Origin of the sequence: Desulfuromonas versatilis, from assembly GCF_019704135.1 — a bacterium.
GTDB lineage: Bacteria > Desulfobacterota > Desulfuromonadia > Desulfuromonadales > NIT-T3 > Desulfuromonas_A > Desulfuromonas_A versatilis.
Genome location: NZ_AP024355.1, coordinates 2,521,306 through 2,538,313, shown reverse-complemented (window position 1 = coordinate 2,538,313; position 17,008 = coordinate 2,521,306). Strand labels below are relative to the sequence as shown.

Below are 17,008 nucleotides of genomic sequence, written 5' to 3'. Positions count from 1 at the left end.
TCAATGGTTATTGCCAAGGTAAGTGGCGGGCTGGCCAACCAGATGTTCCCTTATGCGGCGGGCCGAAGGTTGGCTCACGCCCTGGGGACCGAACTGAAATTGGATCTTTCCGGGTTCGCCGATTATGCCGGCAATCCAGACCTGGCCCCGAGGAAATACGGGCTCGGGGTGTTCAATATCCAGGAGCGGTTCGCCTCGGCCGAGGAGGTTGCCGCCCTGACCCAGGGGGAGAACACGTTGCTTCGGCGCCTCTTGGGGAAAAAGCCCAGGCGCCCGGCCAGCTACGTCAAGGAGAAGGGTTTCGGCTTCGACCCGGGCGTGCTGGAGCTTTCCGGGGATGTGTATCTTCAGGGCAACTGGAACAGCGAAAAATACTTTTCGGACATCTCGGATATATTGCGCCGGGAGTTTTCCTTCAAGCAGGCCCCTTCCGGGAAAAACCTCGAATTGATCGAGCAGATAGCGTCCGTCAATGCGGTAAGCCTTCACGTGCGCCGCGGGGACTATGTCTCCATCTCCAAGGTCAATGAGGTCCACGGAACCTGCAGTCTTGATTATTATCACCGATGCGTGGAAAAATTAGCCCAATCCGTCGATCGGCCGCATTTTTTTGTGTTCAGCGACGATCCCCAGTGGGTTATGGACAACCTGAGGCTCTCCTTCGCCAGCACCTACGTTACCCACAACGGTCCCGATCAGGGTCACGAGGACCTGCGGCTGATGAGCCATTGCCGGCACCATATCATTGCCAACAGCGGTTTCTCCTGGTGGGGCGCCTGGTTGAATCCCGACCCGGGAAAAATTGTGCTGGCCCCCAAAAAATGGTTCGCCACGCCCAAATACGACACCAGCAGCCTGATCCCCGAAGGGTGGCTGCGCCTTTAAACCTCTGCCAAAAGTAGACCATGACTAAAAAATACCATCCGCTGGATATCGCCAAGATCAAGACCTACTCGATTCACACCCGCGACAACAAGGTGAACATTAAGGAGCATTTTGCCAAGCCCCTGAAGGCAGGCCTCTCCTTCGGGGAGTTTTTCGATTCCCTGCCCAGGCTGCTGGGCGCGGACAGCCTGCGCGGCGTGGTCGATGCGGTGGTAGGGGCCCGCGAAAAAGGCCGGCCGGTGGTGCTGGCCATGGGCGGCCATGTGATCAAGTGCGGGCTGCAGCCGGTGCTGAAATCCCTGATCGAGGCCGATGTCATTACCGCGGTGGCGATGAACGGTTCGGCCGCCATCCACGATTTCGAGGTTTCTCTGGTGGGCGCCACCTCCGAGGACGTCGGCGCGGTGCTGCATTCGGGCGATTTCGGGTTTTCCGAAGAGACCGGGGGCGGCATGAACCGCATCCTCAAAGAGGGGCTGGCCAAGGGGATCGGCTTTGGCGAGGCGATCGGGCGCAGGATTCTGGAAGGGGAGCACCCTCACCGGGAGCACAGCCTGCTGGCGGCCTGCGTGCAGAAGGGGATCCCGGTGACGGTCCATGTCGCCCTGGGCACCGACATCATTCACCAGCACCCCGAGGCCGATGGCGCGGTGACCGGAGAGATGACCTTTCGGGATTTCCGGCTGCTGAGCTCGGTGGTTGCCGACCTGGGCAACGGCGGGGTCTGGCTGAATGTCGGCTCCGCGGTCCTGATGCCTGAAGTTTTCCTGAAGGCCCTTTCCATCGCCCAGAACCTGGGATACCACGTGGAGAACTTCAGCACCGCCAACTTCGACATGCAGCAGCATTACCGGCCGCTGCAGAACGTGGTCAAAAGGCCGACTTCCGGCGGCGGCAAGGGCTTCACCATTACCGGACACCACGAGATAAACATCCCGCTGTTTGCAATGGCAGTGCTGAATCGCCTGAAAGCGTAGATATTTTTGTGAATTCTGGTCTCAGGATTTAACCAGTCACGAATCACCATTCACCAGTAACGGATGCTTTTGATGGATCGTATAAAAGTCGAAAATTTTCTTAACCGTCTCTGCCGGATCCGCGCCCTGGTCGTGGGCGACCTGATGCTGGATGAGTATCTCTGGGGAAAGACCGAAAGGATTTCCCCCGAAGCGCCGGTGCAGGTGGTGGATGTCGCCCGCGAGGACCTGCGCCTGGGCGGCGCCGGCAACGTGCTCAACAATCTGGTGACCCTCGGTTGCCAGGTGGAGGTGGCCAGCGCCCTCGGCGAGGACGAGGACGGCCGGCATTTGCGCCGGCTTCTCGAGGCCAAGGAGATCGCCACCGGCGGTGTTTTTCTTTCGCCCGGGCGGACCACCAGCCGCAAGACCCGGGTTCTGGCCAGCAACCAGCAGATGCTGCGCATCGACCGGGAGAGCCGCGACCCCATCGACCCCGCTCTCGAGCAGAGACTGGCCGACTACGTCAGGTCGGCGGCCGGGCGCTGTCAGGTCATCCTGGTCTCCGACTACCTCAAGGGGGTTCTGACCGAAGGTCTGCTCAAGGCGATCTTCGAGGCGGGCAAGACGCACGGCATTCCCGTGGTGGTTGACCCCAAGGGGGCCGATTACCGCAAATACGCCGGCGCGACCCTGCTCACCCCCAACCGCAAAGAGGCCCAGGCCGCCTCGGGGATTGCCATTTCCGATGAGGCCTCCCTGGTCCGGGCCGGCCGCAAGCTGCAGCAGACCCTGGACCTGGAGGCCCTGGTTCTGACCCGCAGCGAGGAGGGGATGAGCCTTTTCCTGCGCAGTGGCGAAGAGATTCACCTGCCCACCGAGGCGCGGGAGGTCTTCGACGTTTCGGGGGCGGGCGACACCGTGCTTTCGCTCATCGGCGTCGGCCTTGCGGCCGGACTGTCGCTGGACGATGCGGCCAGGGTGTCCAATATCGGTGCCGGCATCGTCGTCGCCAAGGTCGGCACCTCCACCGTGGCGCCGGCCGAAATCCTCGAGGTGGTGGGGCGCCAGCACCCCGACACCGACCTCAAGATCAAGGACCGCCAGGTTCTCAAGGGCGTTCTCGAGCGTGAGCGGGATGCCGGGAAAAAAATCGTCTTCACCAACGGCTGCTTCGACCTGCTGCACGTGGGCCACGTCAAGTACCTGCAGCACGCGCGGCGCCTCGGCGATCTGCTGGTGCTGGGACTCAATTCCGACGACTCGATCCAGCGCCTCAAGGGCCCCAAGCGGCCCCTCATCGGCCAGGAAGAGCGGGCCCATGTTTTGGCCGCTCTTAAATGCATAGATTACGTCGTGATTTTCGACGAGGACACCCCTCTGCAGCTTATCGAGGCCCTGCGGCCGGATATTCTGGTAAAGGGAGGAGACTACACGCCTGAAGGTGTGGTGGGTAAGGACCTGGTTGAAAGCTATGGCGGAAAGGTGGAGTTGATCCAATTTGTGGATGGCAAGTCCACGACCAATATCATCGAGAGGATTCTCGAGCAATATCGTGATGCGTGAGGAGAGAGGGGTGAGGCGAAAGCACCATAATCTCAAACTTTGGCAAGATTCCAGGGCTCTGGTTAAGGAAGTTTACGAGGCAACAGGCGATTTCCCCCGCGAAGAGATCTACGGTTTGACTGGCCAGATGCGCAGGGCTGCGGTTTCCATACCTAGTAAAATTGCCGAAGGAGCTGGGCGTAATGGTGTGCGGGAATTTATTCAGTTTCTGTCGATCGCCAGGGGATCATTGAGTGAACTCGAAACTCAAGTTGTCCTCGCACAAGATTTGGGATACCTCGATGAAACCAGTAGCTTGCTTGAGCGCATTGGTTCCGTTTTCTCCCTTGCCGGGGGCTTGCTAACCTCGCTTCAAAAAAGGTTTTCCGAATGAAACCCCTCACCCCTCACCCCTCACTCCTCACAAAGACCGCCCGCAGGGCAGTCTTCCTCGACCGGGATGGCACAATTAACGTTGAGAAAGACTATCTGTACAAAATAGAAGATTTTGAGTTCATTCCTGGAGTTCCGGAGGCAATTAAAAAGCTCAAGGAAGCCGGCTTTTTGGTGATTGTGGTCACCAACCAGTCCGGCGTCGCCCGGGGGTTTTATTCCCTCGAGGATGTCGAGGTCTTGCACCGACACATACAGGACGAATTAGCGAAAATTGGTACTTCAATCGACGCCTTCTATGTCTGCCCCCATCACCCTACAGAGGGTTTTGGTGAGTTTCGCAGAAAGTGCAATTGCCGGAAGGGTAAGCCTGGGATGCTTTTGGAGGCTGCTCGGGAGCATGAGATTGACCTTGTAGCTTCTTTCATGGTAGGGGACAAAATCGCGGATATTGAGGCGGGCAAGGCAGCGGGGTGCGCCCAAATCTTAGTGCTGACGGGTTATGGGCATATCGAAATTGACCGGATGGAACTGCAAAAAGTGCAGATTGCCGATACCTTGGCACATGCGGCGGCAAGAATTGTTGAGAAAGAAAAAGTGAATGGATAATTTCACCCGATATTGTTTGACTCAGCCTTGTTTTTTATGATGTTCGTCAAGACTCGCCCAAAATGAGATGCTGTAAGTGGGCAAAATCTGGCCGAATATTTTGCACCCTCAGAAAGCCCTTGAAACTGGTAGGCCAGGATATCGAGGGCTTTTCTCATATGTATGCCCAAATTCCAATATTTTAATATGGAGTGTGATAGCAATGGTTAATCACTCGTTGGGTAATCCCCACGCAGCCCAACCGATCTCACTCATGGCTCTATGTAAAAGCCTGTGGTGGAATCGACAGTTGATATTTCAAATGACTAAACGTGAGGTGATTGGTCGTTATCGCGGTTCAGTCATGGGGTTGCTTTGGTCGTTTTTTAACCCTGTGCTTATGCTTGCTGTCTATACGTTTGTTTTTAGTGTTGTTTTCAAGGCACGGTGGGGGGCTTCCGGGTCTGGTTCAAAGACCGAGTTTGCGCTGGTTCTTTTCTCAGGGCTTATAGTTTTTAATTTTTTCTCAGAATGCATCAATCGAGCACCTGGGTTGATTTTGAATAATGGAAATTTTGTTAAAAAAGTTGTTTTCCCCTTGGAAATTCTTCCAGTAATTACTATTGGGTCAGCACTTTTCCATTTTTTTATTAGTTTTATCGTCTGGGTGATTTTTTATTTGGTTTTTTTTGGTGCTCCGCCAATAACCATTCTTTTTCTTCCTTTGGAGTTGCTCCCTTTGGTTTTTCTGACTACCGGTCTTTGCTGGTTTTTGGCATCTTTGGGTGTTTATCTAAGAGATGTTACTCAAGTTGTTTCTGTTTTGACTACAGTTCTGATGTTTTTATCACCCATTTTCTACCCATTGAGTTCTCTACCCGAAAAATATCATATTTTTCTTTTTCTAAACCCTTTGACCCATATCATTGAAGTGATTAGAAACGCTATGTTCTGGGGGCAACTCATAAATCCGAGAATTTGGTTATTTTCTGTCGTCCTATCGGGTTTGGTAGCCTGGCTTGGATTCGCCTGGTTTCAGAAGACAAGAAAGGGTTTTGCGGATGTCCTCTGATATTGCGATAAGTGTGGAAGGCATAAGTAAATGCTATCAAATATATGACAGTCCTCGTGATCGTTTAAAGCAGATGTTGGCTCGCGGGCGTAGGAGTTATTTTAAAGAATTTTGGGCGCTTCGAGATGTTTCATTTACTGTTGAGAGGGGAGAAACTGTAGGCATTGTAGGGCGGAATGGGAGCGGGAAGTCTACTCTGCTGCAGTTGATCTGTGGTACTCTCAATCCTACCTCTGGAAACATATCAACCCGAGGGCGGATTGCTGCCTTGCTTGAGTTGGGGTCAGGGTTTAATCCTGAATTTACCGGCCGTGAAAATGTTTACCTGAATGCCTCGCTTCTAGGGTTAACTAATGAGGAAATTGATGGTCGATTCAAGGATATTGTTGAATTTGCCGACATCGGCGATTTCATAGATCAACCTGTAAAAACATATTCTAGTGGGATGATGGTGCGACTTGCTTTTGCTGTTCAGGCACAGGTAGAACCGGATATTTTGATTGTCGATGAGGCCTTGGCTGTTGGTGATGCAAAATTTCAAGCCAAGTGCTTCGATAGACTGAAAAAGCTTAAAGATAACGGAACAAGTATTTTATTGGTTACCCATTCAAGTGAGCAAATCGTTACTCATTGTTCTAAAGCACTACTCCTCGAGAAGGGGGAGGTTGTTGAGGGTGGGGAGCCAAGGGGTGTCGTCAACCGTTATATGGATATTTTGTTTGGAAAAGACAAAATTCCAATGCATGAAAATCAAGTGGTCGGGTCTGGAGCCGGACCTGAAGGGGTGAAAAAGTCTGGAATTGTGCTGAGCCTTGAAAAGGACATATTTTCTACTCGTCCTGGGTACAATCAGCATGAATATAGATGGGGTGATGGTGCAGTTAAAATATTGGACTTTTATCTACTTGCCGATGGTGAATTATATCCTTCTGCTATTTCAACAGGGCAAAAGATTGTCCTGGGTGTCTCATTTAAAATATTAAATAAAATAATACGTCCTATTCTAGGAATCACTGTCAAAACCTTGGAAGGAGTTACGGTATATGGGGCAAATTCCGAAACTCTAGGTGTGGAAAGTTTTAATAGGCTCGGTCAGGAAGGACAAACCGTTTTTGTCGAAGCTTCTTTTGTTTGTCGCTTGGCACCTGGTGATTACTTTATTTCATTGGGCGTTGCAACTGCCAGTGGTGATATGGTAACGCCGCATGATCGTAGATATGACGCTATACACTTTCAGGTAAGGCCGAATCACAAGGTTTTCGGAATAATTGATTTGAATCTAAAATTGGAAATAAAGGAAACTGTATCATGAAGGCGGCCCTTGAGAAGTATGGATACGAACTTCAAACAGATACTTATGTTTGGTCGAAGTCAAATTATCAAGATATTTCTTATAGCGATGGGGATGAAGTAGAGGGACGTATTTATGATATTATAAATAACGCAAATGATCTCGGTGTTTTTTCAGTTGAATTGCGCCAACACTGCACTGATTGGCCATCCCTTTACCACCTTAGTCGCAATCGGTCTAATGTGCTTAGGCCGTTTGTGGGCCTTTTGAAGGGTGCAAGGGTTTTAGAGGTTGGTGCAGGCTGTGGCGCAATTACAAGATATCTGGGGGAATGCGGTGCTAATGTATTGGCGTTGGAGGGGTCGACTCGGCGGGCTTCTATTGCAAGGTCTCGCACTAGGGACTTAAGTAATGTGGATGTAATTGCTGATCGGTTCGACCTTTTTAGTTGTGGAGAACAATTCGATGTTGTCACCCTGATTGGTGTGTTGGAATATGCCAATCTGTTTGTGCCAGGTGAAGAGCCCGCTCTCTCGATGCTGGATAAAGTCAAAAGCCTCCTTAAGCCTAAAGGGCGGCTGATCTTGGCGATAGAAAATCAATTGGGTTTAAAATACTTTGCTGGTGCTCCAGAAGACCACCTGGGAGAACCCATGTATGGAATTGAGGGCCGTTACAATGGCCAGCAACCCCAAACATATGGCCGTCGGGTGCTCGAAAATTTGTTGGCAAAAGCCGGTTTCCCAATGATGGAATTCATGGTCCCGTTCCCCGATTATAAATTCCCTCAGTCAATTGTTACTGAAGCCGGATTCTTCTGTAATGACTTTGATGCAGCTGCCCTTGCCTGGCAAAGCGTAAGACGTGACCCCCAACTGCCCCCTGTTCTTGCATTTTCCCCGGAATTGGTTTGGGAGCATCTTTTTGATAATGGAATTGCACTCGAGTTAGGGAACTCGTTTGTTGTTTTGGCAACTGAGGAAGGTTCAGAAAAATTTTCATCAAATAATTTAGGGTACCACTTTAGTACTAATCGGGAAGATAAATATTGTACAGAAACGCAATTCGTTATTACCGACACCGGGGAGATTGAAGTTGTTAAATTTCCCCTTTCATTTGATAGGATCAATACAGTTGTTGGAAATAATGTAGTCTGGAGCATAAATGAAAAAACGGAATACATTAGTGGTGAGAACTTGCAAAAAGAGTTACTTTTAATTGTTGCCAGAGAGGGATGGCGACTTGAGGATGTTGGAGCATTTTTAAAAAAATATTTGGGGATTCTTAACTCATTGCCTTCAGAAATTACTGGAGGAGTGGAAATTGATTCACTGGATTCAAAAATTTCTGGTCGATGTATTGATTTAATTCCTCAAAATCTTATTAAGGATTGCAGAGGTGACTGGAAAGTAATAGACCAGGAATGGGTGGTGAGTGCTGAATTCCCAGTAGGATTTTTGTTGTTTAGGGCTCTATTGTCCTTGTTGGGTTCGGTGAGCCGGTTCTCGAAATGTTCTAATTGCAATTTTAAATCAAGGGTCGAATTCGTTGCAGGGGCATTCAAGGCTGTCGGCTTTCATTTTGATAGTCACTTGATAGAGAAGTACTCTGAGATGGAAGCAGTGTTTCAAGCAGAAGTTCATGGGGGCAAGTTCCAACAGTATATTGATTGGGGTCAAAATTTGCCGATTCAATACAATAACATTCAAAAAGCATTGATAGAAAAGGAAAAAAGCATTGATCACCTAAGTCTACAGGTGGTCGGGTTGGAAAAGAGTGTGTCTAAACTCAATAAAAAATTGCTTGAGTATGAGTCAATTATCAACAATCTCCAGGAGACCTCCAGAGTCCTAGATTCTCAGTTGGCGGAAGTTGTTAATTCGAGGTCTTGGAAGATAACATTTCCGCTTAGGAGAATAGCAAATATTTTTCGTCGGTTTAGAACAATTCGCATCAGATCGATCTATCAAGAGTTCCCTTTTCTTGTCCGGGTAAGATCTTTTAGGGGAAATATCTTTCAGAAAATTTCAAAAGCACTTGAGAGTCTTGCCTATTCATCTCAAAACAAATTGTCCCATAATGCAATCGTTGAAAATAGAGACGTCGTTATCCCTTTTTGTAGTAATATAGACGAATATCCTTCGATTGATCTGACTATAGTAACCTATAATAGCGAAAAATGGATTGATTCATTTTTTCCATCAATTGCAAACCAGTCTTATGACAATGGAAAGATAAGTCTAATTTTTGTTGATAATGGGTCAAGTGACGGAACTTTAGAACAGCTAGAGAAATTAAGGGCCAAACATATAGATCAATTTCAAAATATAATTATTCTTAGGCAGGGCAATGTTGGATACGGAACTGGACATCACAGGGCTATCTGTCAAGGAAGTAGTGCCTTTTTTATAATAAGTAATATTGATTTGGAATTTTCCCCAGAATCCATAAAGAATATAGTGGAATTTGCTCTAAATGATGAAGACGATGTTGCCTCATGGGAATTTAGACAGGTCCCTTATGAGCATCCAAAACATTATGATCCAGTTACTTTAGAAACAACATGGCAATCTCATGCATGCGTTTTGATGAGGCGGTCTGCCTATTTTCAGGTGGGGGGCTATGACAAAAAAATATTCATGTATGGCGAAGATGTCGAGTTGTCGTATCGTTTTCGTTTTTTTGGGTATAAATTACGTTATTGTCCGAGTGCTTTCGTTTATCATTACAGTTATGAGGATGGTTGTAGTGGGGCAGGGGTATTGTTGAAGCCGCTTCAATTTATTGGAAGCACCTATGCCAATGCGGCCATTCGAATTAGATATGGGAACCTGAAAGACAAACTTACCGGTTTTATCGGGCTGGCCTGGCTTGCCTTAAGGCCTGAGGAGCCTTTCCCGGGGGCAAAGAAATCCACCTTTTCTAACCTATATAGGTTGTTAAAAAACACACCACATTTCCTTCAAGGTAAGGGCCCTTGCAAAGCTTATTACCCTTTTAGGTTTTTTGATTATGAGAATACGCGAGATGGTGCGACGTATCGAGTGTCTCCGGTTCTTTGTGGCCCTAAAGTTTCTATAATAACGAGAACATTTGAATGCGAAGGGAGGGATGTGTTTTTGAGACAAGCTGCACGATGTGTAGCCAATCAAACCTATGGAAATATTGAATGGATTGTTGTTCAGGATGGCGGGGACTCGGTGGCTCCTTTGATCGAGAAGTTACAAGACCAGCTTCCAACTGTATCTATTAAATTTATCCCCTGTCCAAAAAATGGTCGGTCTTTCGCAGGCAACAAGGGCCTTGAGGTAGCCTCAGGCGACTATTGTATGTTTTTAGATGATGACGATCTTCTTTATGCAGATCATGTAGAAACTTTGATTAGTTGTCTGCTAAAAAATCCTCATGCCTCAGCAGCGTACTCCCTGGCGTTTGAAGTTCAAACAAATATCCATGGCAGGTCTTATGAGGAGGTATCGTACAGTAGTCCAAGTGTTTTTAATCAGGAGTGGAATTATTCTGTTCTAAAAGATCACAACTTTATCCCTATACAATCGATTCTATTTAATAAAAATATATATTTAGAAAGGGGTGGTTTCGATCTGTCCTTGGAGCAGTTAGAAGATTGGAATTTGTGGCTTAGATATGGGTATCGGAATTCATTTGTTTTTGTTCAAAAAACAACCAGTCTTTTTAGGACTCCAGCAGATGCCAGAAAAAGATTAGAACGACATCTCGATTTACACAGAGCTTATCACGAAAGTCTGAATCGAGCCTTGTCATCTATTGGAGAATATTAAAATTAAGAGGTTTGATGAAGAAGTTTGCGATCTGTTTACCTACATTGAATCCTGGAAACAATTGGGAGAAGTTTTTAGACTCTTTTAATTGCCAGATCGATAGACCGTATTGTGTGCTAATAGTGGACTCCAGTTCCGCGGATGCAACCGTGGAAAAGGCTTTAGATAATGGTTTTTTAGTGGAGGTTATCAAAAGAGAAAATTTCGACCACGGGGGTGTTAGAAATAGGGCTATTGAAGCACTTAATGAGGCCGAAGTCATAATTTTTTTGACACAAGACGTTCTTCTTGCTGACCCTCAGGCTCTTGGTCACTTGTTGGATTGCTTTGACGATGCATCTGTTGGCCTCGCCTATGGTCGCCAATTGCCACATTTGGGATCAGGTCCGATTGAAGCCCATGCTCGAGTTTTTAACTACTCGAAAAGGAGTTTAAAAAAATCTTTAGACGATACCAGGAATTGGGGACTTAAAACCGCCTTCAGCTCCAACTCCTTCGCTGCTTATCGCAGAACCGCGCTGGAGGCTGTTGGCGGATTTCCGGAGCGCTGCATCGTCAGCGAGGATACGTACGTGGCCGCCAAAATGATCCTGGCCGGGTGGAAGATCGCTTACTGCGCCGAGGCGCAGGTCTATCATTCTCACAACTACAATTTCCGACAGGAGTTTCAACGCTATTTCGATATCGGCGTTTTTCACGCTCGTGAGCCCTGGGTCCGTGAGCGGTTCGGCGGTGCAGAAGGGGAGGGGCTGCGGTTTCTCAAGTCGGAGATGAAATATCTAGCGGCCAAGGCGCCTTGGCTGATCCCATCGGCCCTCATCCGGACTCCCATCCGCTATCTGGGGTTTCGGGCAGGGCTTGCCGAAAAGCTTCTGCCGGTGGCCGTCAAACGCCGGTTGAGCATGCAGAAGGCTTTCTGGGGGAAGGAGCTTTAGGGTTTTCATGCTGCGCCAGCAATCCACACTTTTCACCCGTTTGACCATCGCTCTCGATGTGCTGGTCATCATTCTGGCCTTCCTGCTTGCCTATGAAATTCGACGCCAGTTCAACCCGGATCTCTTTGCCTTTCATGAATATATCTGGACGCTGCTGGTAATCATTCCGGTTTGGGTATACCTGCTGGCCCGCCAGGGAATGTTTGCTTCCATCCGCCGGCTTTCGCGATTTGAAATAGTCGCGCGCATCGCTTCGGTGCATGTCTGGGGCGCTTTTATCGTCGCTGCGGTTATTTTTTTCACCGATCGACAAGTTTTCAGCCGCAGTTTTTTTCTCATCTTCGTCCTGGCCTCCTTTGGGCTATTAACCCTTGAGAAAGGCCTTCTGCGGGCCGGGTTGGGTGTCCTGAGGAGGCTGGGCTACAACTTCCGGCAGATCCTGATTGTCGGTACCCGGGACAAGGCTCGCCGCTTTCAGCAGTTGCTTATCGACCACGCTGATTGGGGCCTGCGGGTCGCCGGGTTTGTCCAGGTGACCGATCCTCCCTTGCTGGAGGACGTCGACGGGATCCGGGTTCTCGGCCATGTTGACGATTTGCTGGAGATCTGCAAGCGCCACACGGTGGATGAGGTGGTCTTCTGCCTGCCCAAGGACCTGTTTCTCGACGCCGACGGCTATGTCCGGGACCTCGAGGAGCTCGGGATCACGGTGCGAATGGTGCTCGATTTCTACGAGATCGGCCTCTCCCGGAAGGAGCTCAGCTTTTTCCACGAGGAAATCCCGATTCTGACGTTTCATTCCAAGTGTTTCGACGCGCAGCAACTGCTCGCCAAGCGTTGTCTGGATATCTGCGGCGCTTTGGTTGGGCTGGGCTTAACCCTGGTGCTCAGTCCTCTTATCGTTCTTGCGATCAAGCTCGATTCCCCGGGGCCGGTATTTTTTTGCCAGCCGCGGGTCGGCCAGGGCGGCAGGTCCTTCAAGTGCTGTAAGTTCCGCTCCATGCAGGCGGATGCCGAATCGCGGAAGAAAGATCTGGAATCCCGCAACGAAATGAATGGGGCCATTTTCAAAATCAAAGACGACCCGCGCATCACTCGGGTCGGTAGGTTTTTGCGCAGGACCAGCCTGGATGAACTGCCCCAGTTCTGGAACGTGCTCAAGGGGGAGATGAGCCTGGTCGGCACTCGTCCGCCGACGCCGGCCGAGGTGGACCGCTATGAAAACTGGCAGCGGCGGCGGATCAGCATCAAGCCGGGGATCTCCGGCCTATGGCAGGTAAGCGGGCGCAGTCGCATCGACGATTTCGATGAAATCGTCAAACTCGACCTTCAATACATTGACAATTGGAGCCTTTGGCTGGATATTAGGATACTTCTGAAAACCCTGGTGGTGGTATTTACCCGGCAGGGGAGCTGTTAGATTCGAGGTTGCGGCTTGTCAATCTCGATGGTCGATAACTAGTTTCTACAAGGTGGCATTCGATGATTAAAAGCATGACCGGGTACGGCAAAGGGGAGGGCGCCAGCGCCGAACTTTCCGTTTCCGTAGAAATCAAATCCGTCAATCACCGCTACTGCGACATTACCGTCAAGGCGCCCCGCTCCCTGATGGCGCTGGAGAACGAGACCAAGAAGCGGGTAGGGGAGCGGTTGCGGCGCGGCAAAATCGATGTGTTCGTGAACCTCGAGTTCACCGGGCTGGCCGCGGCCAAGCCGGTCATGAACCGGCCCCTGGTGGCCGCGTACGTGGAACTGTTCGAGGAAATGCGCAACAGCTTCCCGGTGGACGGCGGCATTCCCTTGTCTTTGCTGGTGCAGCAGCGCGACGTCATTTCCCTGGAGGAGGGGGCGCTTTCGGAAAGCCTGCTCCGGCAAGCCCTGGAGGCCGCCATCGGCAAAGCCGTCGATGCCCTGGAGGCCATGCGGGTGGCGGAAGGTTCGGCCACCTGTGCGGATATCGAGGAGCGCCTCAGGTTGATCGAAGAGATGCTCGGCAAGATCGAGGCGCGCGCCCCCCGGGTCGCCGAGGAGTGGCGGGGCAAGCTTTCCGAGCGGCTGGAAAAGCTGGGCGGAGATGTCGCCTTCGATCCTCAACGTGTGGCCCAGGAAGTGGCCATCTTTGCCGATCGTTGTGATATCAGCGAGGAGATCACCCGGTTCAAGAGCCATCTCGAGCAGTTCAGGGGATTGCTCCAGGCGGAGGAACCCGTCGGGCGGCAGATGGATTTTTTGACCCAGGAATTTAACCGTGAGGTCAATACCATGGGGTCCAAGTCCAATGATTCCGAGTTGACCAGGACGGTGGTCGGCATCAAGGCTGAGTTGGAAAAAATCCGCGAGCAAGTCCAAAATATCGAGTAGGACAAGATGAAACGGGAAGGTATTCTTTTTGTAGTCTCCGCTCCTTCAGGTGCTGGTAAAACCTCGCTTTGCAAGGAAATAATTGACATTTTCCAAGGGCTGCGGCATTCTGTCTCGTACACTACTCGGCCGATGCGACCCGGTGAAAAAGATGGTGTCGATTACCACTTTGTCTCCGCGGGGGCCTTCGAGAAGATGGTCGCCGAGGGGGCGTTTGCCGAGTGGGCCGAGGTTCACGGCAACCGCTATGGAACGGCCCTGGCGACATTGGAAGAGGCCCGGGCCGCCGGCCAGGACGTGTTGCTCGACATCGATTGTCAGGGCGCGGCCCAGTTGAAGAAGAACTATCGGCAGGGGGTGTTCGTCTTTATCCTGCCGCCGGATTTTCAGGAACTGCGTCGGCGCCTGGTCGGGCGCAACACCGATTCGGCCGAAGTGATTGAGCGGCGCATCGCCAACGCCCGGGGAGAAATCCGCGAGGCGGCCTGGTATGATTACATCGTGGTGAATGACGACTTCGAGCAGGCGCTTGCCGAACTGAAGTCGATCGTCCTCGCCGAGGGCTGCCGTAGCGGCAGGGTGCTCGACGGGCTGAAGGATGTGTTTGAATTCGGGGCATGACGGGCCCAGGCGGCCCGAGCCGATTTATCCCAAGGAGAAAAGCTTCTAATGGCACGTATTACCGTTGAAGATTGTTTGCGTCAGATTCCCAACCGGTTCCTGCTCGTTATGGTGTCGGCCAAGCGGGCTAAGCAGCTGTACAAGGGGGCCCAGCCTCTTATCGAGAACAAAGCGGCGAACAAAAAAGTCGTCCTGGCTCTGCGCGAGGTGGCGGCCGGCAAGGTCGAGTACGAACTGCCTGCCCGGAAAAGGTAGCCCGGCAAATGCTCCTGGGGCAGGCGGCCGCCGGTCGTCTGCCTTTTTTGCGCCCGCAATTCCCCTCCCCAACAGGCTCTACGCCATTGCCAGGGCAGTGATTGGCGGCCGATTCCGGTATTCGCTTCCCGGGTAGAGTCCCCATGGTCCGTTTAGACGACATTCTCGAGAAAATACGCAGCTACGATCCCAACGCCGACCTCGACTCTGTGCGCAAGGCCTACGTGTTCAGCGCCAAGGTCCACCAGGGACAGGTGCGCCTGTCCGGGGAGCCCTACCTTACCCACCCGATGGAGGTGGCCTATATTCTCGCCCAGTTGCGGATGGACGTCCCGACGGTGGTGACGGGGCTGCTCCACGACACCCTCGAGGATACCCTGACCAGCCTGGGCGAGGTGGCCAATGTCTTTGGGGACGAGGTGGCCCGGCTTGCCGACGGGGTGACCAAGATCGGCAAGATGACCTTCCGCACCCGGGAGGAGCGCCAGGCCGAGAGTTTTCGCAAAATGCTCCTGGCCATGGCCCGGGACATCCGGGTCATCCTCATCAAGCTCGCCGACCGGCTGCACAACATGCGTACCCTCGATTTTCAGGCCGAGGCGCGCCAGCGGAAAATTGCCCAGGAGACCCTGGATATCTACGCCCCGCTGGCCAACCGCCTGGGTATCAGCTGGATAAAGAGTGAGCTCGAGGATCTCGCGTTTCGTTATCTGCAGCCCGAGTCGTACAAGGAGCTTGGCGCAAAAGTCACCAAGCGCAAGCAGGAACGGGTCAATTACATCGAGGAAGTGCGCAAGACCATTTCCGGGAAGCTTGCCGAACAGACGATCGAGGGAGAAGTCTACGGGCGCTACAAGCACCTGTATTCCGTTTACCTCAAGATGGAGCGGCAGGGGATCGATTTCGATCAGGTCTACGACCTGATCGCCTTTCGGATTCTCGTGCACAATGTGCGCGACTGCTACGGGGCGCTGGGGATCATTCACGCAGCCTGGAAGCCGATCCCCGGGAGGTTCAAGGACTACATCGCCATGCCCAAGGCCAACATGTACCAGTCGCTGCATACGACGGTCATGGGGCCTTACGGCGAGCGGATGGAAGTGCAGATCCGCACCCACGAGATGCACCGGATCGCCGAGGAGGGGATCGCCGCCCACTGGAAATACAAGGAAAAAGGGGTCTCCTCTGCCGCGGGGCGCGAGGATAAGCGTTTTTCCTGGCTGCGGCAGATGCTCGAATGGCAGCAGGAGCTCAAAGATTCCCGCGAGTTCATGGATTCGGTCAAGGTCGACCTGTTTCCCGAGGAGGTGTATGTCTTCACCCCCCAGGGGGATGTCAAGGAGTTGCCCATCGGATCGACCCCGGTCGACTTTGCCTACGCGGTTCACACCGACATCGGCCATCGCTGCATCGGCGGGAAAATCAACGGCAAGCTGGTTCCTCTCAAAACCAAGCTGCAGAACGGAGATATCGTCGAGGTTCTCACCGCTCCCAACCAGACGCCGAGCAAGGACTGGCTGAAATTTGTCCGCACCTCCAAGGCCCGCAACAAGATCCGGCAATGGATCAAGACCGAGCAGCGGGAGAAGAGCCTCGAGCTCGGCAAGGATCTGGTAGATAAGGAGCTGCGCAAATACGGCCTTGGCCTGAAGCGGATGTTGAGCTCGGACGAATTTGCCCACGCGGTAGAGGATCTGGGGTTCAAGGCCGCCGACGATCTGCTCGCCGGCGTCGGATACGGCAAAGTGCCGTTGGGGCAGGTTATCGGGCGCGTGGTGCCCCAGGACAAGCTCAAGGCCGAAAAGCCCAAGCCAAGCAGGCTGGGTAAAGTTTTCGAGAAAATCCGCAAGAAGCCCTCGAGCGCCATCAAGATCCAGGGCGTCGAAGACATCATGGTCAGGTTCGCCAAATGCTGCAACCCCCTGCCGGGAGACCCTGTCATCGGGTTTATCACCCGTGGCCGCGGGGTTACGGTGCACACCTCGGACTGCCCCCATGCCATGGAGGGGGATCCGGAAAGGCGGATCGAGGTGGAATGGGACAAGAAGCGCAAGGCAACCCGAGCGGCCAAAATCCGGGTTTACTGCTTCGACCAGAAGGGGATGCTCACCGGGATTACCGGTGCGATTTCCAATTGCGAGGCCAACATCATCAGTGCCAATGTCCACTCGACCCCCGATCGCCGCGGGGTCAATACCTTTGAGGTCGATGTTCAGGACCTGGAGCATCTCAACCAGGTGATCAATGCCCTCATGCAGCTCAAGGGGGTATACAAGGTGGAGCGGATGAGAAATTGAGCCGCTGTT

The 17,008-nt window shown here is 51.9% G+C and carries 14 protein-coding genes; all 14 read left to right on the top strand.

Annotated features, from left to right (window positions below):
- The first annotated feature begins 3 nt into the window (after nt 1-3).
- The 14 genes from DESUT3_RS11450 (at nt 4) to DESUT3_RS11385 (ending at nt 16,999) form a co-directional block, all read left to right on the top strand.
- Nucleotides 4-885 (top strand): alpha-1,2-fucosyltransferase, encoded by an 882-nt coding sequence (locus DESUT3_RS11450; protein WP_221248607.1) that lies wholly within the window; start codon nt 4-6, stop codon nt 883-885.
- 20 nt (nt 886-905) lie between these two features.
- Nucleotides 906-1,862, top strand: coding sequence for a hypothetical protein (locus DESUT3_RS11445; RefSeq protein ID WP_221248606.1), 957 nt, complete (start codon nt 906-908; stop codon nt 1,860-1,862).
- A gap of 72 nt (nt 1,863-1,934) precedes the next feature.
- Entirely contained in the window at nt 1,935-3,407 is a 1,473-nt protein-coding gene (hldE, locus tag DESUT3_RS11440; protein WP_221248605.1) for a bifunctional D-glycero-beta-D-manno-heptose-7-phosphate kinase/D-glycero-beta-D-manno-heptose 1-phosphate adenylyltransferase HldE, read from the top strand.
- Between the two features lie 10 nt (nt 3,408-3,417).
- Nucleotides 3,418-3,780, top strand: a complete 363-nt coding sequence (locus tag DESUT3_RS11435; RefSeq protein ID WP_225911485.1) for a four helix bundle protein — start codon at nt 3,418-3,420, stop codon at nt 3,778-3,780.
- Nucleotides 3,777-4,388: a D-glycero-beta-D-manno-heptose 1,7-bisphosphate 7-phosphatase gene (gene gmhB, locus DESUT3_RS11430; protein WP_221248604.1), complete on the top strand. Its 612-nt coding sequence runs from the start codon at nt 3,777-3,779 to the stop codon at nt 4,386-4,388. The genes DESUT3_RS11435 and gmhB overlap by 4 nt, the downstream gene beginning before the upstream one ends.
- Before the next feature lie 253 nt (nt 4,389-4,641).
- The gene (locus DESUT3_RS11425) at nt 4,642-5,439 is read left to right on the top strand and encodes an ABC transporter permease (protein WP_404827047.1); all 798 of its coding nucleotides are present in this window, start codon (nt 4,642-4,644) and stop codon (nt 5,437-5,439) included.
- Entirely contained in the window at nt 5,429-6,751 is a 1,323-nt protein-coding gene (locus tag DESUT3_RS11420; protein ID WP_221248602.1) for an ABC transporter ATP-binding protein, read from the top strand. Before DESUT3_RS11425 ends, DESUT3_RS11420 begins: the two co-directional genes overlap by 11 nt.
- The gene (locus tag DESUT3_RS11415) at nt 6,748-10,530 is read left to right on the top strand and encodes a glycosyltransferase (RefSeq protein WP_221248601.1); all 3,783 of its coding nucleotides are present in this window, start codon (nt 6,748-6,750) and stop codon (nt 10,528-10,530) included. The genes DESUT3_RS11420 and DESUT3_RS11415 overlap by 4 nt, the downstream gene beginning before the upstream one ends.
- A gap of 14 nt (nt 10,531-10,544) precedes the next feature.
- Nucleotides 10,545-11,465 carry a glycosyltransferase family 2 protein gene (locus tag DESUT3_RS11410; protein ID WP_221248600.1) on the top strand — a complete coding sequence of 307 codons (921 nt, stop codon included), beginning with the start codon at nt 10,545-10,547 and terminating at the stop codon, nt 11,463-11,465.
- Between the two features lie 7 nt (nt 11,466-11,472).
- Nucleotides 11,473-12,885, top strand: a complete 1,413-nt coding sequence (locus DESUT3_RS11405; RefSeq protein WP_221248599.1) for a sugar transferase — start codon at nt 11,473-11,475, stop codon at nt 12,883-12,885.
- Between the two features lie 62 nt (nt 12,886-12,947).
- Nucleotides 12,948-13,826, top strand: coding sequence for a YicC/YloC family endoribonuclease (locus DESUT3_RS11400; protein ID WP_221248598.1), 879 nt, complete (start codon nt 12,948-12,950; stop codon nt 13,824-13,826).
- A 6-nt stretch (nt 13,827-13,832) separates the two neighbouring features.
- Complete coding sequence (gene gmk, locus DESUT3_RS11395) at nt 13,833-14,447, top strand: guanylate kinase (RefSeq protein ID WP_221248597.1); 615 nt, start codon at nt 13,833-13,835, stop codon at nt 14,445-14,447.
- A 48-nt stretch (nt 14,448-14,495) separates the two neighbouring features.
- Complete coding sequence (rpoZ, locus tag DESUT3_RS11390; RefSeq protein WP_221248596.1) at nt 14,496-14,702, top strand: DNA-directed RNA polymerase subunit omega; 207 nt, start codon at nt 14,496-14,498, stop codon at nt 14,700-14,702.
- Between the two features lie 143 nt (nt 14,703-14,845).
- Nucleotides 14,846-16,999, top strand: coding sequence for a RelA/SpoT family protein (locus tag DESUT3_RS11385; RefSeq protein ID WP_221248595.1), 2,154 nt, complete (start codon nt 14,846-14,848; stop codon nt 16,997-16,999).
- The last annotated feature ends 9 nt before the right edge of the window (nt 17,000-17,008 follow it).